This window comes from Halorubrum sp. LN27, from assembly GCF_016635065.1.
Lineage (GTDB): Archaea > Halobacteriota > Halobacteria > Halobacteriales > Haloferacaceae > Halorubrum > Halorubrum salipaludis.
The window spans coordinates 327,331-346,904 of sequence record NZ_JAEPET010000001.1; the positions used below are offsets into that span (position 1 = coordinate 327,331).

Annotated in this window: 18 protein-coding genes and 1 tRNA gene; 12 read left to right on the top strand and 7 right to left on the bottom strand. The window is 70.1% G+C overall.

The features are described 5' to 3' along the window. The first annotated feature begins 2 nt into the window (after window positions 1–2). A complete protein-coding gene (locus JIN95_RS01555; RefSeq protein ID WP_234699145.1) occupies window positions 3–1,454 on the top strand; it encodes a DUF5305 domain-containing protein in 1,452 nt (483 codons plus the stop codon). Between the two features lie 56 nt (window positions 1,455–1,510). On the opposite strand, the gene JIN95_RS01560 is transcribed toward JIN95_RS01555, so the two are convergent. Then, window positions 1,511–2,413, bottom strand: coding sequence for an NAD(P)-dependent oxidoreductase (locus JIN95_RS01560; RefSeq protein ID WP_200530323.1), 903 nt, complete (start codon window positions 2,411–2,413; stop codon window positions 1,511–1,513). A gap of 127 nt (window positions 2,414–2,540) precedes the next feature. Between JIN95_RS01560 and JIN95_RS01565 the strand changes: the two genes are divergently transcribed. Then, window positions 2,541–2,691: transfer RNA gene (locus tag JIN95_RS01565), tRNA-Gln, on the top strand. Between the two features lie 123 nt (window positions 2,692–2,814). On the opposite strand, the gene JIN95_RS01570 is transcribed toward JIN95_RS01565, so the two are convergent. Further along, window positions 2,815–3,480 carry a hypothetical protein gene (locus JIN95_RS01570; RefSeq protein ID WP_095635278.1) on the bottom strand — a complete coding sequence of 222 codons (666 nt, stop codon included), beginning with the start codon at window positions 3,478–3,480 and terminating at the stop codon, window positions 2,815–2,817. Window positions 3,481–3,632: 152 nt separating this feature from the next. Here JIN95_RS01570 and JIN95_RS01575 point away from each other — a divergent pair, with 152 nt between their 5' ends. Further along, window positions 3,633–4,136 carry a hypothetical protein gene (locus JIN95_RS01575; RefSeq protein ID WP_200530324.1) on the top strand — a complete coding sequence of 168 codons (504 nt, stop codon included), beginning with the start codon at window positions 3,633–3,635 and terminating at the stop codon, window positions 4,134–4,136. A gap of 612 nt (window positions 4,137–4,748) precedes the next feature. Here the strand turns inward: JIN95_RS01575 and JIN95_RS01580 are convergent. From JIN95_RS01580 to JIN95_RS01590, 3 genes are all read right to left on the bottom strand, one after another. After that, a complete protein-coding gene (locus JIN95_RS01580) occupies window positions 4,749–5,804 on the bottom strand; it encodes a hypothetical protein (protein ID WP_095635276.1) in 1,056 nt (351 codons plus the stop codon). Continuing rightward, on the bottom strand, window positions 5,801–6,298 hold the full coding sequence (locus JIN95_RS01585) for a FlaD/FlaE family flagellar protein (RefSeq protein ID WP_095635275.1): 498 nt from the start codon (window positions 6,296–6,298) through the stop codon (window positions 5,801–5,803). The genes JIN95_RS01580 and JIN95_RS01585 overlap by 4 nt, the downstream gene beginning before the upstream one ends. 122 nt (window positions 6,299–6,420) lie before the next feature. Next, complete coding sequence (locus tag JIN95_RS01590) at window positions 6,421–6,948, bottom strand: zinc ribbon domain-containing protein (RefSeq protein ID WP_200530325.1); 528 nt, start codon at window positions 6,946–6,948, stop codon at window positions 6,421–6,423. Window positions 6,949–7,042: 94 nt separating this feature from the next. Here JIN95_RS01590 and JIN95_RS01595 point away from each other — a divergent pair, with 94 nt between their 5' ends. Together JIN95_RS01595 and JIN95_RS01600 are read left to right on the top strand one after the other, a co-directional pair. Then, window positions 7,043–7,915: a pantoate kinase gene (locus JIN95_RS01595; RefSeq protein WP_200530326.1), complete on the top strand. Its 873-nt coding sequence runs from the start codon at window positions 7,043–7,045 to the stop codon at window positions 7,913–7,915. 53 nt (window positions 7,916–7,968) lie between these two features. After that, the gene (locus JIN95_RS01600; RefSeq protein ID WP_095635272.1) at window positions 7,969–9,363 is read left to right on the top strand and encodes a signal recognition particle protein Srp54; all 1,395 of its coding nucleotides are present in this window, start codon (window positions 7,969–7,971) and stop codon (window positions 9,361–9,363) included. Window positions 9,364–9,955: 592 nt separating this feature from the next. Here the strand turns inward: JIN95_RS01600 and JIN95_RS01605 are convergent. Further along, the gene (locus JIN95_RS01605) at window positions 9,956–10,630 is read right to left on the bottom strand and encodes a hypothetical protein (protein ID WP_095635271.1); all 675 of its coding nucleotides are present in this window, start codon (window positions 10,628–10,630) and stop codon (window positions 9,956–9,958) included. Window positions 10,631–10,778: 148 nt separating this feature from the next. Here JIN95_RS01605 and JIN95_RS01610 point away from each other — a divergent pair, with 148 nt between their 5' ends. The 4 genes from JIN95_RS01610 to JIN95_RS01625 all read left to right on the top strand — a co-directional run bounded on the left by JIN95_RS01610 (window position 10,779) and on the right by JIN95_RS01625 (window position 15,186). Continuing rightward, the gene (locus JIN95_RS01610; protein ID WP_200530327.1) at window positions 10,779–11,360 is read left to right on the top strand and encodes a biotin transporter BioY; all 582 of its coding nucleotides are present in this window, start codon (window positions 10,779–10,781) and stop codon (window positions 11,358–11,360) included. Between the two features lie 30 nt (window positions 11,361–11,390). Then, the gene (locus JIN95_RS01615) at window positions 11,391–12,209 is read left to right on the top strand and encodes an ABC transporter ATP-binding protein (RefSeq protein WP_200530328.1); all 819 of its coding nucleotides are present in this window, start codon (window positions 11,391–11,393) and stop codon (window positions 12,207–12,209) included. Further along, a complete protein-coding gene (locus JIN95_RS01620) occupies window positions 12,206–12,919 on the top strand; it encodes an energy-coupling factor transporter transmembrane protein EcfT (protein WP_095635268.1) in 714 nt (237 codons plus the stop codon). Before JIN95_RS01615 ends, JIN95_RS01620 begins: the two co-directional genes overlap by 4 nt. 104 nt (window positions 12,920–13,023) lie before the next feature. Further along, entirely contained in the window at window positions 13,024–15,186 is a 2,163-nt protein-coding gene (locus JIN95_RS01625; protein ID WP_095635267.1) for a (Fe-S)-binding protein, read from the top strand. A 28-nt stretch (window positions 15,187–15,214) separates the two neighbouring features. On the opposite strand, the gene JIN95_RS01630 is transcribed toward JIN95_RS01625, so the two are convergent. Then, window positions 15,215–15,541 (bottom strand): hypothetical protein, encoded by a 327-nt coding sequence (locus JIN95_RS01630; RefSeq protein WP_095635266.1) that lies wholly within the window; start codon window positions 15,539–15,541, stop codon window positions 15,215–15,217. A gap of 179 nt (window positions 15,542–15,720) precedes the next feature. Here JIN95_RS01630 and JIN95_RS01635 point away from each other — a divergent pair, with 179 nt between their 5' ends. Genes JIN95_RS01635 through pstA form a run of 3 tightly spaced genes read left to right on the top strand, consistent with a single transcriptional unit; the run spans window position 15,721 to window position 19,574 of the window. After that, window positions 15,721–16,761: a PstS family phosphate ABC transporter substrate-binding protein gene (locus JIN95_RS01635; RefSeq protein WP_095635265.1), complete on the top strand. Its 1,041-nt coding sequence runs from the start codon at window positions 15,721–15,723 to the stop codon at window positions 16,759–16,761. A 57-nt stretch (window positions 16,762–16,818) separates the two neighbouring features. Beyond that, window positions 16,819–17,790, top strand: coding sequence for a phosphate ABC transporter permease subunit PstC (gene pstC / locus JIN95_RS01640; RefSeq protein ID WP_095635264.1), 972 nt, complete (start codon window positions 16,819–16,821; stop codon window positions 17,788–17,790). Next, window positions 17,790–19,574, top strand: a complete 1,785-nt coding sequence (gene pstA / locus JIN95_RS01645) for a phosphate ABC transporter permease PstA (protein ID WP_200530329.1) — start codon at window positions 17,790–17,792, stop codon at window positions 19,572–19,574. The genes pstC and pstA overlap by 1 nt, the downstream gene beginning before the upstream one ends.

The following is a 19,574-nucleotide window of genomic DNA, read 5'->3' on the forward strand; positions in this document are numbered from 1 at the left end:
GAATGAGCGAGACTCCCCCCAGCGAAACCCGGCTCCGCCTTCGGGCGGTACTGAACGCACAGTTCACCGTGATCCTCGCCGTCTGTCTCGTCGCCGCGGCGGTCGGCGGCGGACTCGTCTACACGACCCACGTCGACCCGGGGACCGAGACCGAGACCCGGACCGTCTCGTCGCTGACCGTCGAGACCGAGTACGTCCACTCCGCCGAGGTGACGGAGCCGAACCCCGTGTTCGACACCGGAACGGTGCTCGACGGCCGGAACACCTACTTCACCCAGGTCGCGCCCGTGCTCGACGTCGACGTGCAGACGAGCTACGCGGCCGACGCCGCGAGCGACGTGGACGTCTCCTTCGAGTCGGTGCTCGTCATCCGGAACGTCGGGGGCGAGGGCGGGACCGTCTACTGGGACGAGCGGGAGACGCTGGCGACGGAGACGGTCTCGGGCGTCGAGCCCGGCGAGACGGCGACCGCGTCGTTCGCGCTCAACAGCTCCGAGGTCGACGCGACGGCGAGCGAGATCGAGTCGGACCTCGGCGCCTCGCCCGGCGAGACGGAGGCGTTCGTCACGACCGCGGTGACCGTCGAGGGGACGATCAACGGCGAGCCGACCTCGTACGCGCGGACGATCGAGATGACGCTCGATCACGGCGGCGACACGTACACCGTCTCGGAGCCGGGCGTCCAGTCGGACACGACGGAGCAGACCGAGCCGGTCACCGTCGAGCGGAGCTACGGGCCCCTCCGCTCCGCGGGCGGGCCGCTGCTGTTCCTCGCGGGGCTCGCCGGGGCGGGCGGACTGGCGTACGCGCGCCGCGAGGTCGACCTCGCGCTCACGCCGGCCGAACGCGAGTACCTCTCGTACCGGGACGACCGCGCCGAGTTCACGGAGTGGATCACGGCGATCCGGCTCCCCGCGTCGGTCCACGAGCGTCCCGAGGCGGAGGCGTCGACGCTCCGCGACCTGGTCGACTTCGCGATCGACAACGACACCGGGGTCGTCGAGGATCCGGCGACGGGGGCGTTCCACGCCGTAACCGACGAGTTCGTGTTCACGTACACGCCCCCGGCGCTCGCCGGCGAGACCGAGGCGGAGAGAGACGCGGCGGGCGGGGGTATGGTCGCCGGCGCCGCGGGCGCCGCGGGCGCAGTCGTCGGGGAGGGGGAGACCGCCGAGGACGGGGCGCCCGGCGACGGGGCGACCGCCGGAGACGGCGTGCCGGGCGGCTCCGCGGCGATCGACGACGACGTGTCTCGCGCCGGCAAGTGGACGCGGGCCGGCCACGACCCGGGGACCGTCCCCGCAGACCGGCTGCCCCCCGCGGAGTCGGCCGGCGCGCCCCCGGTGCCCGACGAGGAGGACGCGTGGGTCGACGCCGACGTGAGTCCGACGCTGTCGTCCGACGGTCGCGCTCCCGACGAGGGCGAGTCCGAGTCGCCGGACGAGACGGACTGACGCCTCGCTTCCGTCGCCCGTCTCTCCCGATCGCTTTTCCGCCTTCCCGGTTCCGACTACAGGAACGACGGCCCCGTGATGTCGGCGTCCTCCGCCTCGCGCCAGGAGTGCGCGGGCTCCCAGCCGAGCAGTCGCTTCGCCTTCGAGCAGTCGAAGACGGACTCGTCGCCCGCGAGGTCGCAGTCGTCGGGGAGCTCGCCGCGGACCGCCTCGATCGCGGCGGCCGTGTCGCGCCCGAGGAAGTTCTCCGCCGCGACGACGAGCACCGCCTCGTGGCCCTCGATCGGGGGTTCGGGAGCGTCCGGTGCGATCGCGGCCTCGACGGCGGCGACGAGGTCGCGCACGTCGACGTACGACCAGCAGTTCCCGCTCGGCTCGGCGGTCTCCGGGTCGAACGCCTCCCGGGCAGTGCGGGTCTCACCGGACCCGGGGTAGGTCACCCACGACGCCCGCAGCGAGACGGCGGAGACGCCGTACCGGCGGGCGACCCGTGCCGCGACCTCCTCGCCGACGACCTTCGAGAGGCCGTAGGGGTCCTCCGGCTCGGTCGGGGTCGCCTCGTCGATCGGGAGAGCGTCCGGGAGCCAGTCGTCCTCGGCGAAGACGGTCCCGTAGAGGCTCTCGCTCGACGCCCACGCGATCCGCGCACCGACTGCACCCGCGGCGTCGAGGACGTTGTAGGTGCTGACAACGTTGTTCTCGAAGACGCGCGAGCCGGCGTGGCTCTCGGGGTCCGGGATCGCCGCGAGGTGGACCACGGCGTCCGGGTCGGCGGCCTCGACGAGCTGTCGCGTCTCGCCGTAGTCGGTCAGGTCCGCGGCCTTGAACGCGGCGTTCTCGCGGGTCCCCGGCGGCGTCCGCCGGTCGACGCCGACGACCTCGTGGCCGGCGTCGGCGAAGTGGTCGACGGTCCAGCTCCCGACGCCGCCGCAACTGCCCGTGACGAGGATGGTCGCCATACGAGGGCGGTCGGCGAGCGTCGCACGTCACTCCGGCGATCCGGCGTGCCGGGGACGCCGCGACCGGCCGGCGGCGAAGGGTCGGGAAAGTAACCTACTTGAGTGCGGGCGGGCAACCGTCGAGTGCAGTCCCGTGGTGTAGTGGCCAATCATAATGGCCTTTGGAGGGAATCCGTCCGCGTTCGCGGTCGAGACGCGATCACGGTTCGTCTCTTCGGAGACGCCCGTCGGATGCCCGAAGTCAGCCATTGACGGCGGTTCGAATCCGCCCGGGACTATTTTCGCGCGAACAACTCCGTGAGCGCGAAATATCCTCGGCGGTTCGAACCCAGAAGACGAGAGGATTCGAGTCTTCGCGGTTCGAATCCGCCTGAGACTACTTCTGTCGATCAGTTCCACGCTCACTCCAACAGGACGGAGAACCCCCACTGCGCCGACGACTGCGGTTCGGCGTCCTCGGACACGACCGAGACGGTCGTCTCGAACCGGTACTCGCCGACGGGGAGACAGGCGTCGCCGTCGGTGGGCGTCGCGTAGCAGTCGACCGGGCGAGTGCTCGATTCGCCGGCGTCGATCTCGAATGTCTGGTACTCCTCGGTCACCGCGATCCGCTCGGTGAGCCGCCAGCAGTCGGGCTCGGCCGGGAACTCGCCGTCGCCGGGCAGGAGCGTCAGCGCGTCGCAGTCGTCGGCGACGTACTCGAAATGGACGGCCCGTCCCTCCCCGACCCGGATCGGGTCGTCGCCCGCGTTCGTGAGCGTCGTCCGGAGTCGGGGCGGATGCTCGGGCGTCGCCGCCTCGCGGACGACCTCGACGTCGACTTGGAGTTCGACCGGCAGGTCCGGATCGTCGTCGACCGCGGTGAGGGTCACGCCCGGACCGCCCGTTCCCTCGGGTCGCGTGCCGCCGACATCCTGGCAGTTCCCGCCGTCGCCCGATCCCGGGGGGCCATCGTCGCCGTCGGAGCCGTCACCGGGCGCCCCGGAGGTACAGCCCGCGAGACAGGCGATCGTACCGGCTCCCGCGCCGCCGAGGCCGCGAAGGTACCGTCGCCGGGTCGAGTTCATGCGTCGTCCAGGCGGCGAGGGCGCATAGTGTTACTGACGGGGTCGGACCGTGTTCTCCGTCTCCACCCCTCGATCGGCCACCCGACTCCGTCAGCTCGCTCCGCCGCGATCCATGTGTGTCATTTTTTACCATGCAATTCGTTAGGCTCTCCATGGATCCGACCCAGTACCGCGACGCGGTCGTCGCGAACCGACGCGAACACGGGTTCGACGTGGTCGACGAGACGACGGACGGCTTCGATCCCCTGTGGCGGACCCGCGAGATCGACGACTCGATCGGCGAGGTCGCGGTGCTGGCGACGCTCGTCGACGCGGGTGATACTGACGCGTCCGGGATCGGCGCCGAGACGCTCGTCGAGACCGCCGAGTCGTTCCGCGACGTGCTCGCCGACCGGATCGACGCCCGGCCGGGGCGCGCCGACGGCGGGGAAGTACCGACGCCGATCGGCTACGTGACGTACGTGACCGCCGATCCGGACGCGTCGCTGCTCGACGCGATGTCCGGGTTCACGGTCGCCCGCCGCCGGACCAACGTGTTCCCGCTGGTGTACGACTGCAAGGCGGAGCGGCTCCACCGCCACGAGGTCCCGCGGCTGAAGGGCAGAGGGATCTACCGGCGGCAGGCCGACGACGCCGAGCGGCTGTTCGATGTATGACCCCGGCGGCGCGACTGGACCCCCAGCAGATGAGCGATGGCGGAAGTGGGTCTCGCACGGTGGTAGTGGTGTTGTTTATAAGTCTGATTGTGGTGGTGCTGGTGGGTGTTTATAAGCGATCGATGACGCGGTGAAGATCTCCAAAGCCCCAGCCGCGAAGCGGTCGCATGCTCGCTGCGGTCCTCGCTCGGTCGCTGCCGCTCCCTCGCTGTGGTCCTTGCGTCGCCTGCGACCGCTTCGCGACTGCCCCTTTGAGTCCCACCCCGCCCCGCACAACACCGCACCTCACGCCTCCCCAGCCTCGTCACCGGACTACGTCCGGTTGCAAGCGAGAGCTTCGCTCTCGCCCTGTCGCTGGCGCCTTATAAGGCGCCAGCGACTCCCTCGCGCGTGCGAGTCGCGCCCTCCGGGCGCTCCTCGGCACGCGCCACCGCGTCGTCATTTATAAGCGATCGTCGCCGTCGCTCACAGTTCTTTTAAATATCCTCCCGTCACCACCGATCCACATCACTCACTCCCGCCATCGATCAAGGCACGGTCTTCGGTGAGGAGGGAGTGCAGACGCTATCGAGAGACTGCCAACGGAGAGATACCGAAAATGGGAACGACCGCTCAGATCAGGCGCTCGGCGATCCGGCCGGCGCCCTCGGCCGCGGCGGTCGCGGGGTCGTCGGGGGAGACGACCTCGACGTCGCGGTCGAGCTCCGCGGAGAGCCGCTTCTCGAACTCCTCGGTGAGACCGGGGATGCAGGCCATCCCGCCGGTTGCGGCGATGGGGCGGCCCAGCGCGAGCTGGTACGGTTTCATGTGGTCGTTCGCCAGCTCCGGGAGGAACTCGTTGGCGACGACGTCGACCGCCTCGTCGATGTACCGGTCCACCGGCTCCCGCACGCCGCGGTCGACGGTGAACTCGTGGCTCCCGCCGCCGGGCTGTTGGATCACGTCCGTGAACGGCTCGAAGTCGTACACGTCGGCGTGCTCTTCCTTGTACTCCCGGGCGGTCGTCCGGTCGATGTGGACGCGGCCCTGGCTCTCCTCCTCGACGGCGGCGACGATCCGGCGGTCGACCTCGTTGCCCGTCACCGAGCCGGTCGAGAACGGCGAGAGCTGCTCGCCGCGCCGGTAGGCGCACGCCTCCAGCGTCGTCGACCCCATGTTGATGGAGACGAACACCTCGTCGATGGCGGAGAGGTCGTCACCGTAGGCGGGGATCGCCCCGCACAGCGACTCGGGGTAGCTCCGTGTCTCGACCTGTCCGATCGAGGAGCCCTCGATCACCGACTTGAGGTTGTTCACGCCCGCCTCGTTGTCGATGGTGGGGACCGCATAGACCACCGCGCTGTCCTCGGGCACGTCGTGGGCGTCCACGAGCGCCTCGAAGAAGCGCTCCGCGTCGGCGACGCTCTCGTCGTCCTCGGGAAGCCCCGACCGGAGCATGAAGCGCACCGTGTCGGGGTACTCGATCGCGGCCTCGTGGCCGAACAGGACCTTCTCCTCGCCCGTGATGGCGTCCTCGTAGGTAGCCAGACACGTCAGCGTCGAGTGTCGCTCGCGACCGCCCCGCCCGTCGGGGAGGTCGAGCACCGTCCGCGTGCTGCCGAGTTTCACGCCGACCGCTTCCGGGCCGTCTGTACTGTTGATGTCCGTGGATTCGTCGTCGTCGCTCATGATTCACTCGCACACGAAGCGATCCGGACGATGGAGACGAGGCTGATCCGGTGGTCCGCGGGGGTGAAGGGCCGGTCGTACCGCGGGGCGTCGAACCCCTCCAACCGGCGCCGAAGGGCTTCGACCGCGTCGTCGTCGACCCAGCCGAGCTCGGCGTAGTACGCCAGGGCGTCCCGGCTCCGCACGTGGCCGCCCACGTCGACGAGGTAGCCGAGCCACTCCCCGATCTCGTGTTCCGCCTCCGGCGAGGCCGGGATCGCCGTCAGGTACGGCCGATCGCCGGCGTCGGGTCGGTCCCCGCCGCCGGACAGCCGCAGCCCCCGCTGACGCTGGAGCAGTTCGGTGAACGCGGCCGAGCGGGCCGCCTGCTCCGCTCGGTTCCGGTTCGGCTGACGAAGCGACCGCTCCCGAGGCGCTCCGTCGGCGCCGTCCCGCGGTGCGTCCGCGATCCGGCGCAGCTCCCGTACGTCGTATTGCCGTGGATTCAGACTCATGTTCCGTCCGTCGTTCGCGTCCGTACCCGGACACTCACGGGCCGGCTATATGATAGTTGTCACGCGGTTATCAGCGGTGAGAAACCACATCGGTCGCGGGCGACCGCGACGAGTCCCCGCGTCTACTCCCCGTCGGCCCACGGGAGCGGCTCGGTACACCAGTGACAGAAGTCGAGGTCGGCGTCCGTCTCCTTGCCGCAGTGCGGGCACTCGACCTCCGCCGGTCCCGCGGCGGTCTCCGCGACGGCTCCGGCCGAGGCCGGTGCGTTCGCGCCCCCGAGGTCGCCGGCTCCCTCCCCGTCGTCGCTCGCGGCGCGGCGCCGGATCGCCTCGGCCGTCGCGTCGGCGCGCTGCCGTTCGGCGACGTCGGCCCGCCCGACGAGGTAGGCATCGACCGCGGAGAGGGCGTACAGGACGGCGATCGGGAGCGTCACGTCGGTCGGGAGCGCGGCCGCCGTCTCGGCGGCCTCCGCCACCGAAACCGTCGATTCGACGGGCACGTCGTAGAGGGCGAACAGCGCCACGCCGCCGCCGACGATCGTCAGGTGCCACAGCAGCGCCCGTCCCCACCGGCGCAGGGTGAGGTGACCGAGGCCCGGCAACGCCAACGCCAGCAGCGCGGCGAGCAGGGGACGGAACTGGTCTCGCATACCTCGCCGGTTCGGTCGGACGATACTTAGGCCTGCGGTGTCGCCGGCATCGCGGATAACAACCGTTAATCGACGCCCGCACCTCCGACTCGCCATGAGCAGGCAGCGGGCGACCGCGTTCGTTCCCGGCCACGTCACCGCCTTCTTCAGCGCGCACCCGGCCGCGCGCCCCGCGGCCGCGGGCTCGCGCGGCGCCGGGGTGACGCTCACCGACGGGGTGACGGTCCGGGTGTCGGCCGGTGGCGAAACAGAGGCAGGCGACGGCGGTTCGGGCGCCCGGACCATCGACGGCGAGTCGGGGACCATCGGCGCGGTCGACGACGCCCTCGCGGAGCTTGGCGCGACCGGCGTCGACGTCGCCGTCGAGACGGACCTCCCAATCGGCGCCGGCTTCGGGGTCTCGGGCGCCGCGACGCTCGGCGCCGCGCTCGCCGCGAACGACCTCCTCGACCGCGGTCGGTCGGAGAACGAGCTGGTCCGAATCGCCCACGAGGCGGAGGTGGCTCGCGGAACCGGACTCGGCGACGTGGTCGCGCAGGCGCGCGGCGGCGTCCCGATCCGGGTCGAACCCGGCGCGCCCGGGATCGGGGAGCTCGACGGGATTCCCGCGACCGCGCGCGTGGAGTACGTCACGTTCGGCGAGCTGTCGACCGAGGAGGTGTTGGGCGGCGACACGACCGCGCTCTCGGCGGCCGGCGAGGACGCGCTCGACCGGCTCCGCGCGGACCCGCGGCTCCCGACGATGATGGACGCGGCCCGCGCGTTCGCCCGCGAGGCGGACCTCCTCGTGCCCGAGGTCGCGGCGGCGGTCGACGCGGTCGACGAGGCGGGCGGCGAGGCGGCGATGGCGATGCTCGGCCGCACCGTCTTCGCGCTCGGCACCGGGCTCTCCGACGCGGGCTACGACCCCGAGGTCTGTCGGATCGACGCCGCGGGCGCGCGGCTGACGGTCGACGGGCAAGGGTGAACGGCGACGCCGACGAACAAAGCTTTACCGCGTCGGCCGCCTAGCTCCGGCAAATGGTACTCGACGACCTCGGTACGTCCCTCCGGAGCAGCCTCGACAAGCTCCAGGGGAAGTCCCGACTCTCCGAGAGCGACGTCGAGGAGATCGTCAAGGAGATCCAGCGCTCGCTCCTCTCCGCCGACGTCGACGTCTCCCTCGTGATGGAGCTGTCGGACTCGATCAAGTCCCGCGCCCTCGAGGAGGAGCCGCCGGGCGGCACGACCGCGAAGGACCACGTCCTCAAGATCGTCTACGAGGAGATGGTCGATCTGGTGGGCGACTCCACCGAGCTCCCCCTGGAGAACCAGACGATCCTGCTCGCCGGGCTGCAGGGGTCCGGGAAGACCACCTCCGCCGCCAAGATGGCGTGGTGGTTCTCGAAGAAGGGGCTCCGCCCCGCAGTCATCCAGACCGACACCTTCCGGCCGGGCGCGTACGACCAGGCCAAGCAGATGTGCGAGCGCGCGGAGGTCGACTTCTACGGGAACCCCGACAACGACGACCCGGTCGACATCGCCCGGACGGGACTGGCGGAGACCGAGGACGCCGACGTGCACATCGTGGACACGGCCGGGCGCCACGCGCTCGAAGACGACCTGATCGACGAGATCGAAGAGATCGAGTCGGCGGTCGACCCCGACCGCTCCCTCCTCGTCTTGGACGCCGCGATCGGGCAGGGCGCGAAGGAGCAGGCCCGCCAGTTCGAGGAGTCGATCGGCATCGAGGGCGTAATGATCACCAAGCTCGACGGGACCGCGAAGGGTGGCGGGGCGCTGACGGCCGTCAACGAGACCGACTCCTCCATCGCCTTCCTCGGGACCGGCGAGACGGTCCAGGACATCGAGCGGTTCGAGCCCTCCGGGTTCATCTCCCGGCTGCTCGGGATGGGCGACCTCAAGCAGCTCTCCGAGCGCGTCGAGCGCGCCATGCAGGAGGCTCAGGAGGAGGACGAGGACTGGGACCCCGAGGACATGCTGCAGGGGGAGTTCACCCTGAAGGACATGAAAAAGCAGATGGACGCGATGAACCGGATGGGGCCCTTAGACCAGGTGATGGACATGATCCCCGGGATGGGCGGCGGGATGATGGACCAGCTCCCGGACGACGCGATGGACGTGACCCAAGACCGGATGCGTCGCTTCGAGCGCATCATGGACTCGATGACCGAGGAGGAGCTGGAGAACCCCCGCGTCGTCGGCCAGTCGCGCACGGAGCGGATCGCGCGCGGCTCCGGCACCGACGAGGAGACGGTCCAGCAGCTGCTCGAACAGCACTCCATGATGGAACAGACGATCAGTCAGTTCCAGGGCATGGGCGAGGGCGACATGCAGCGCATGATGAAGAAGATGGGCGGCGGCGACGGCGGCGGCCTCGGCGACATGATGGGCGGCGGTAAGGGGCCGTTTTAAGGAATCGATCGCGGGTCAGTATTCGTGAAGCGGCGTTTTTGAGTGTGTATCGGCAATAGCCGATCGGACAGCTCCGGCTGTTCGCTTATAAATGGTTGTCCGTGGATCGACGGTGAACTCCTCCAAAGCCCCAGCCGCTCACTTATAAGCCGTTACCTGCGGATCGACGATGAACTCCTCCAAAGCCCCAGCCGGGAGGACGGCGCACGCTCGCTGTCGTTCGAAAGGTGCGAAGCGCCTTTCGTGATGTCGTCAGAACGCGAAGCGTTCTGACTGCTAGCCAGAAATCTCCGATTTCTGGCGATGACGAGACGCCGGAGGCGTCTCGAACCACGCTCCTCACTCGGTCGCTATCGCTCCCTCGTTGCGGTGCTTGTGTCGCCTGCGCCGTCCTCCCGGCTGCCCCTTTGAGTCCAACCCCGCACAGCAGCCTCACGCCTCCCCAGCCTCGTCACCGGACTACGTCCGGTTGCAAGCGAGAGCTTCGCTCTCGCCCTGTCGCTGGCGCCTTATAAGGCGCCAGCGACTCCCTCGCGCGTGCGGCTTGCGGGCCGATGGCCCGCTCGCCGGCACGCGCCGACCGCAGTTCGATTTATAAGGAAACGTCGGTCTCGATGTCCTCGGTCGCCTCTTCGAGGCCGTCGTCGCGGGCGGTCTCGGCGTGTGAGCCCTCGATCTCGGCGTCGGTGAGGAGGTCGCGGAACTCGTCGCGGAAGCGGTCGTTCGCGCGGGTGGAGGTCAGGTCCACGCGGGCGACGCGGGCGTGTTTCGCGACGGCGTCGGGGTCGGCGTCGAGCGCCTCGGCGCACTCCGGGATCGAGCGACCCTCGGCGGTCAACTGCTTCAGGTCGTCGTACGCGAACGCGGCGTCGCCGACCTCGCGGTCGGCCTCGCGGACGAGGTGGAGGTCGAGCCGGGCGTCGCGGACCGTTCCGGGGTCGACGACGGGCGGGGCGCCCGACTCGCCTCCCGCCCCATCGCCGTCCCCGTCGGCCTCGCGCTCCTCGACGAGCGCGGTCGCGATCGCCTCGTCGTCCTCCTCCTCGAAGCGCCCGCGAGCGATCCGGACGTAGGTCGCGTCGTCGAGGTCGGTCGAGAAGTCATAGCGCTCGCGCATCGCGGCGACGAGCTCGCGGAGCCGCTCGTCGACCGCCGCCTCGTCGCGGTCGGTGAGCGTCCCGCGCGACTCCGCCTGCCGCTCGGTCACCGTCTCGGACCCGGTGGTCTCGACGAAGAGATCGCGGAGCTCGGAGGTCTTCTCGTCCATGGACGGGGCGATACGCGCCGACGACAAATAAGCCTCGCGTCCGGCCCGAGCCGGCTTTCGGCGAGACGATCGACGACCGACGGAGCCCTCCCCCCTTCTCTCGTCGTCAACCAGTACCTTCAAGTCGGTTTACGAGGGTCTCGGAGACATGGCAACCAGCACGGAGTCGGTGGATCTCGTCGGCGACGAGGCCGCGACGAACCTCGCTCGCGCGGCGCTCTTCGCCGCGCTCGTCGGCGCGTTCGCGTACGTGACCTTCCCGAATCCCGTCTCGCCCGTCTCGGTGACGCTCCAGGTGCTCGGCGTGTTCCTCGCCGGGATCTACCTCGGTCCGGTGTGGGGGGCCGCGTCCCTCGTCCTCTACCTCGCGGCGGGCGCGGTCGGCGCCCCGGTGTTCGAGGGCGGCTCCGCGGGCGTGGGCGCGCTCGTCGGCCAGTCGGCGGGCTACCTCTGGTCGTACCCGCTGGCCGCCGCCGCCGTCGGCGCGGTCGTTCACCGCGGCGCGACCCTCCGCGACCTCGACACGGTCGGGCTGCCGACGCTCGTGGGCGCGATGGTCCTCGGCACCGTCGTCATCTACGCGCTCGGCGTCGCCGGGCTCGCGTACGTGCTCGCGCTCGGCCCCGTCGAGGCGGTGACCGTGGGCGCGGTCGCGTTCCTGCCCGCGGAGGCGCTGAAGGTCGCGGCCGCGGTCGGCATCGTTCGCTCCGACGCGGTCGCGGCCGCGTGAGGCCGCCGTGATCGCTCAGGAGGCGAACCCGTGATCGAGGCCGACGGCGTCACCTGCCGGTTCGGCGGCGCCGCGGGAGGCGCGGAGGGCGACGCCGGCGTCGTCGCGGTCGACGACGTGACCCTCTCGGTCGCCGACGGCGAGTTCCTCGTCGTCGCCGGCGCGAACGGCTCCGGCAAGACGACGCTCGTCCGGACGTTCAACGGGCTCGTGACGCCGGACGCGGGGACGGTCTCGGTGAATGGAACCCCCGTGAGCGACGACCTCGTGGCGGCCCGGGCCGCGGTCGGCATGGTGTTCCAGGACCCGCGCGACCAGCTGGTCGCCGCCACCGTCGGCGCCGACGTGGCGTTCGGCCCGGAGAACCTCGGGTGCTCGCACGCCGAGATCGACCGGCGCGTCGAGGACGCGCTCGCGGCGGTGAACATGGCCGGGCGCGGAGACAACCGGATCGCGGGCCTCTCCGGGGGCGAGCGCGAGCGCGTCGCGATCGCGGGCGCGCTCGCGATGGAGCCCGATCACCTCGTCTTAGACGAGCCGTTCACCGGCCTCGACGAGCCGGCCCGGCGCTCGGTGCTCGACCGCCTGCGCGAGCTGCACGCGGCCGGGACGAGCGTGATCGCCGTCACTCACGACCTCCGCGACGTGCTCGGACTCGCGGACCGGGTGGTCGGGCTGTCCGCGGGGCGCGTCGCCGTCGACGACGCGCCGCGGGCGGCGGCCGAGAAGCTGCCGGGGCTCGACGTGCGGGTGCCGGCGTCGTTCGACTTCGGTGAGACCGGCGGGCCCACCGGGCGCGAGCCCGGCGAGCCCTCAGAGCACGAGACCGGCGGCCCCACCGACCAGTGACCCTCTCGTACGTCCCCGGCGACTCGCTCGCCCACCGGCTCGACCCGCGGTCGAAGCTCCTCGTGCAGGCCGGGTTCGCGGCCGCCGCGTACGCGTACACGACGCCCCGCGGGCTCGCCGCGCTCACCCTCCTCGCCGTCGCCTGCCTGTTCCTCGCGGGGGGCGGACCGCGGGACCTCTGGACCTACCGGGCCGCGTTCCCGGTGCTCCTCCTCGCCCCCCTGATCGCCGGTGCGACGCTCGGGGCGCCGTGGTTCCGGGTCGAGCGCGCCGCGGCCACGGGGCTCGCGAGCTACCGCGTCCTGCTGATCCTCGTCGTCGCCGCCGGCTACGTCAGGTCGACCCCGGTCCGGGACTCGCGGGCGGCGATCCAGCGCGCGATCCCGGGGAGACCCGGTCAGTTCCTCGGGGTCGGCGTCGCGCTCGTGTTCCGGTTCCTCCCGCTCCTCCGGCGGGACCTGCTGACCGCCCGCGAGGCGGTCCGGGCGCGCGGCGGCGGGACGCTCCCGGTCCGCGAGCGGATGCGGCTCGTCGCCGTCGCGGGGCTCAATCGCGCGTTCGGGCGGGCCGACCGGCTGGGGACCGCGCTGAACGCCCGGTGTTTCGCGTGGAATCCGACGCTCCCGCGGCTGGCGCTCGGGCCCGCCGACCTCCCGGCGCTCGCGGTCGGCGGGGGGTTGGCGGCGGCCGCCGTGGCGACCGTCGTGTAGCTCGCCGCCGACCGAGAGGAGGCGGCGGGATCGCCCCGGAAACGGCCGACGACGCGCCCCGCGTTGTGGCAAGCTTTAACCCCGCCGTATCCGCGTGATCGATCATGACTCCCATGCAGGCGGCCACTCGGGAGACGTTCTGGACGATCGGCCCGGTCGGGAAGGCCGCGTTCTACTGGCTCGCGGCGGTCGCGATCCTCGTGTTCCTGTACGGGGTGTACGCCCGGTTTGCGGCGTACGCACGGGGGAGCGCGGACCCCCGCGACCGGCTGTCGGACCTCCCCGCCCGGACGGTCGCGGCGACGAAGACGGTGCTCTCGAACGAGAACCAGTTCGACCGGGACCTGTACGCCGGGGTGATGCACACGCTCGTGCTGTGGGGGTTCCTCACCCTGCTCGTCGCGACGACGATCCTCGGGTTCGACATCGACGTGTACCGCCCGATCGCGGGCGAGTCGTTCTGGGTGGGCGACTTCTACCTGGCCTACCAGTTCGTCGTCGACGCGTTCGGCCTGCTGTTCGTCGTCGGCGTCGGGATGGCGATGGTCCGTCGCTACCGGAACCGAGAGGGACGGCTCTGGGGCAAACACACCTCGCTGGAGGACGACGCGTTCGTCTGGACGCTCTTCGCGCTCGGCGTCGGCGGCTTCGTCGTGCAGGCGCTCGGTATCGTCGGCCAGCCCGCGCGGGCGACGGAGACGGTGAGCTTCGTCGGCATGGCGATGGCGGCCGGCTTCGAGGCGGCGGGCCTCACGCCCGCGGGCGCCGAGGCGCTCTACGGCGTCGTCTGGTGGAGCCACTCGCTCCTGGCGTTCGCGTTCATCGCGTGGATCCCGTACGCGAAGCCGTTCCACATGATCTCCTCGTTCGCGAACGTCGTCGCCCGCGACGAGAACGCGGGCGCGCGGCTCCCGAACGTCCCCGCCGACCTCGATCACACCAACGCCGAGTCGATCGAGGACTTCACCTGGAAGGAGCTCATGGACGGCGACGCCTGCACGAAGTGCGGGCGGTGCTCGTCGGCCTGCCCCGCCGAGACCGTCGGCCGGAACCTCGACCCCCGGGACGTAATCTTGGACCTGAAGGCGTACCGCGAGTCCGTGAGCGACGACGCGGTGGCGGGTGCGGGGGACGGGAACGCGGTCGCGACTGATGGAGGAACCGTCCCCATCGTCGCCGACGAGGGGGGCGTCATCGCGAGCGAGTCGATGGAGTCCTGCATGTCGTGTATGGCCTGCATGGACGCCTGCCCCGTCGACATCGAACACCTCACCTCGTTCACCAAGATGAACCGCCAGCTCGTCGACGAGGGGGCGGTCGACTCGAACCTCCAGGACGTGTTCCAGGACGTGATGCAGAAGGGGAACACCTTCGGCGAGTCGCAGTCGGCCCGCGGCGACTGGGCGGACGACCTCGACGAGGACGTGGAGGTCCCGGACGCCCGCGAGCGCGAGGTGGAGTACCTCTGGTACGTCGGCGACTACCCGAGCTTCGACGACCGGAACAGGAAGGTCGCCCGGGCGCTGGCCCGGCTGTTCGACGAGGCGGGCGTCGAGTTCGGAATCTTATTCGACGACGAGAAGACCGACGGCAACGACATCCGGCGGATCGGCGAGGAGTTCCTCTACCTCGAGCTGGCGGGCCACCACGTCGAGACGTTCGCGGACTGCGAGTTCGACTCGATCGTCTGTACCGATCCGCACTCCTATAACACCATCAAAAACGAGTACCCCGAGGTCGACTTCGCGGAGTTCGCGGACGACCCGATGATGCCGTTCGACCGCGAGGAGCCGTGGAACCCCGAGGGGGAGATCGACGTGTTCCACTGGACGCAGGTGGTCGAGGAGCTGGTCGAGGCGGGCCGGCTCGGCCTGTCCGGCGACGAGCTCGACTACACCGTCACCTACCACGACCCGTGTCACCTCGGGCGGTACAACGACGAGTACGAGGCCCCCCGCGAGCTGATCGAAGCGACCGGCGCCGACCTCCACGAGATGCCGCGCTCGCGGGACGACTCGTTCTGCTGTGGCGGCGGCGGGGGCGGCCTGTGGACCGAACACGACGAGGACGTCAAGCCGAGCGAGGAGCGCCTCCGCGAGGCGGTCGAGGACACGGACGCCGGCGGCGCGATAGAGAAGTTCGTCGTCGCCTGCCCGATGTGCACGACGATGTTCGAAGACGGGCGGAAGACGGGGGACTTCGAAGACGAGGTGGAGATCGTCGACGTCGCGGAGCTGTTGATCGAGGCGGTGGAGGCGGACTCGTAGCCGGGGAGAACCGGACCGTCCGCCCGACTCAGGCGTTCGAGTCGGCGGCCGACGCCGAGCGGTCGGACGACTCGACCGCGTCGTCCACCCGCCCCAGCAGGGCTCGCCCCGGCGCACGGTCGCGGACGGGAGCGTCGCCGAGGTAGTCGACCAGCGCGTCGCGGAGGAGTTCGGCGCCGTCCGGGGTGAGCGCGCGGCCGGACTCGATGCGGCGGATCGGGCGGCACTGCGCGGGGGCGTCGTCGCCGGCGTCGGCCGCGGCCTCGCCCGCGTCGAGGAGGGCGTCGTGGGCGATCCACGCCTCCTCGCGGGAGAGCGAGAGCCGGATCCGGTCCCGGTCCGTCGGTGGGGTCATGGTCGGGGTCTTCGCCCGGAGGGTCTTAAAAATACGCCCGAACGGTCGGATCGGCGGTCGACCCGCGGGACGTGCTCGCCGAGCGATCTATATAGAGTATATAGCACCGGGGAGCGATACTGGGTCAGTCGTACCTCTCATAGCATACTATTTAACCGGAAATCGCCCACAGTCAGGTGATGGCATCAAGCCACGACGCGGATACCGAGGGGATCACTCGTCGGAAATCACTTACGGCGCTCGCCGGCGCGGGCGCGCTGGCGCTCGCGGGGTGTACGGAGACCGAAGGAAGCGACGGTTCGGACGGTGGATCCGACGGGTCCGACGGTTCGGACGGTAGCTCCGACGGCTCCGACTCGCTGTCCGGCTCGATCAACATCGCCGGCTCCTCGACCGTCTTCCCGCTGATGAGCGCGGTCGCCGAGGACTTCTCCGCGGACCACGCGGACGTCTCTATAGACATCAGCTCGACGGGATCCGGCGGCGGATTCGCGAACTTCTTCTGCGTGGGCGAGACCGACTTCAACAACGCGAGTCGCCCGATTAAGGAGGAGGAACAGCAGCTCTGTTCCGACAACGGCGTCGAGTACGTCGAGCTCATCGCCGCGACCGACGCGCTCACGGTGGTCGTCAACCCCGACGCGGACTGGATCGACTCGCTCACCGTCGAGGAGCTGGCGACGATCTGGGAGGAGGACGCCGTCGAGACGTGGGACCAGGTCCGCGACGAGTTCCCGAACGAGGAGATCGAGCGGTTCGGCGCCGCCGACACATCAGGGACGTACGACTACTTTATCGAGTCCGTCCTGGAGGACCGCGGCCACACGGACGATTACCAGGCCACGGAGCAGGACAACCAGATCGCCACCGGGGTCGCCGGCAGCGAGTACGCGATCGGCTACTTCGGCTTCGCGTACTACTTCCAGAACCCCGACCAGCTCAAGGCGCTCGGCATCGACGACGGCAACGGGCCCGTCGAGCCGAGCCTCGAGACCGCATCGAGCGGCGAGTACACTCCCCTCTCCCGGCCGCTGTTCACCTATCCCTCGATCGAGTCGCTCGGGGAGGAACACGTCGCGGAGTTCGCCCGGTACTTCGTCGAGCAGACCACGAACGAGGACCTCGTCGCCGGCGACGTGGGGTACGTCCCCGCCACCGAGGAGACGCAGGAGGAGCAGATGGGGATCCTCGAGGACGCGATCGAGCAGGCGCAGGGCTGAGGCCCGCGCCATGAACCGGTGTATTGATTTACGACAGCGTTCGATACCCGACTGGTTGTGACTGAGAGTACCGAGAGTCCGGATCTCCAGCGCCAGAGCGGGCTCACACGACTGAAGGAGGGAACCTACGGTGGCCTCTTCGCCGCGTGCGCGGCGGTCACCCTGCTCACGACGGTCGCGATCTTCGCGACGCTGTTGTACGACGCAGTGGTGTTCTTCTCCGAGGTACCGGTCATCGAGTTCCTGACCAGCACGAGCTGGAGTCCGAATCCGCGGGGCGGCGGACAGTCGTTCGGCATCGTGCCGCTCGTCATCGGAACGATCACCGTGACGATCACGGCGGCGTTCATCGCGCTTCCCGTGGGGACGCTCACGGCGATCTACCTGAGCGAGTACGCGACGCCGAACGCGCGCTCGATACTCAAGCCGCTCTTGGAGATCCTCGCCGGAATCCCGACGGTCGTGTACGGGTACTTCGCGCTGGTCTACATCACGCCGGCGCTGAAAGCGACCCTGTTTCCGGAGATGAGCACCTTCAACGCGCTGTCGGCCGCGCTGATGGTCGGGATCATGACGATCCCGATGGTGTCGTCGATATCCGAAGACGCCATGAGCGCGGTCCCCGACGACCTCCGACAGGCCGGCTACGGGCTCGGCGCGACGAAGTTCGAGGTGTCGACGGGAATCGTCGTCCCCGCGTCGATCTCCGGGATCGCCTCCTCGTACATCCTCGCGGTGTCGCGTGCGATCGGTGAGACGATGATCGTCGTCGTCGCGATGGGTGCGCAGGCGCGGATGCCGGCGGTCCAAGAGGCGTTCGGAGTCCCCTTCATCAACCCGGCCGACGTGCTCTTGGAGTCGGGGATGACGATCACCGTCGCGATGGTTCAGATCGCCAACGGCGACCTCACCGGCGGGACGATCCCGTACGACTCGATGTTCGCGCTCGGACTCACGCTGTTCGTGGTGACACTCGTAATGAACGTACTCAGCGACATCATCGCACAACGCTACCGGGAGGAGTATTGATGGCGACCGATACCGACACAGGAACCGCGAGCGCTGAGGGATTCGGCGAGGTGAGCCGGGTCCGCGGGATCATCTTCGAGTACCTCTCGCTCGGCGCGAGCGTCCTCGGGATCTTCGCGCTCGCGGTGCTCTTGGTGTACGTCACGATCGACGCCTTCGACCTGACGAACGCCAGTCCCGAGTGGCTGCTGACGTACTTCCTCACGCTGGTCGTCCCGTTCCTCGCCTTCTGTCTCTACAGCGCGAACGACCGGGAGCTGACGCGACGGGCCGCTGGCGTGCTCGGCGGCGGGCTCGTCGCCGTCGCCGTCGTTTTCACCGCTATCGAGGCGTTCGTGACGCAGATCCCGCGGCTCTCCTGGCAGCTTGCCTACCTCTTCGTGGTCGTCTTCCCGCTGACGGGGTACGTCACGTACGTCGGAAGTAGCGGACGGGTCGGCGGGGTCGGGTTCGGACTCGTCGGGCGACTGATCGGCGGCACGGCGATCGGACTCGCGCTCGCGGTCCTCTTCCTCGTGTTCGACGCGCGGCTGTGGTTCCTCGCGTACACGCTCGGGATCGTCCCGGCGCTGGCCTCGTACGCGTACGGTCGGTTCCGAGAGCGCCCGGGGGCGAGCACGGCTGCGGTCCCGGTCGGGATCGTCGGCGTGCTCGTCGCGGTGTTCCTGCGCCCCGTTATCGATACGTACCCGACGACGGCGTTCATCTACCTCTGGACGCTGGCGATCCCGATCGCGGCTGCGGGGGCGCTCGTCGTCGGCGCGCGCGGGAGCCGGACCGAAGCGATCGCCGCGGGCGGCGTCCCGCTCGCGCTCGCGACCGTCGTCGGACTCTTCGGAGGCATTCTCGGACTCGGCGTCGGCGGCCCGAACGCGCTGCTGGTGATCGCCGTGGCCGGCGTCCCGACGGCCGTCTACCTCCAGCGTGTCGTCGACGCTGGCGACGGCGTGATCGGGCTGGGCCTCCCGGTGCTTCTCGTCGTCGGCGCGCTCGTCGGCGCACTCGTCGTCGAGGCGTTCGGCTTTCCGGCGCCGGACCCGTGGATCGACGGCTCGTTCATCACCGAGGCGCCGTCGCGGACGCCCGCGGACGCCGGACTGTACCCGGCGATCGTCGGATCGGTCATCATCATCGCGATGGTGGCGGTCCTGTCGTTCCTCCTCGGGGTCGGCACTTCCGTCTTCCTCGAAGAGTACACCGCCAACAGCGGCATCGTGGGCGCGCTGACGCGGCTCCTCCAGATCAACATCGCGAACCTCGCCGCGATCCCGTCGGTGGTCTACGGACTGCTCGGGCTCGGGCTGTTCGCGAACCTCCTCGGGCTGGGGTACGGGACGGCGGTGACCGTGTCGCTGACGCTGTCGCTGCTCATCCTCCCGATCACGATCATCTCCGCGCAGGAGGCGATCCGGTCGGTGCCGGACGACCTGCGGCGGGGGTCGGACGCGATGGGCGCGACCCGCTGGCAGACGACGAAGAACGTCGTCCTCCCGGAGGCGTTCCCCGGGATCCTGACCGGGACGATCCTCGCGCTCGGGCGGGCGATCGGCGAGACCGCGCCGCTCATCATGGTCGGCGCGGCGACGACCGTGTTCAGCGCGCCGAACAGCCTCTTCGATAAGTACAGCGCGATGCCGATGCAGATCTACGCGTGGGCCGGCTTCCCGCAGGCGGACTTCCGGTACGGGGTCGTCGCGGCCGGCGTGATCACGCTGTTAATCATCCTGGTCGGCATGAACGGCACGGCGATACTGCTGCGGAACCGCGCGGAGCGGGGGACCTAA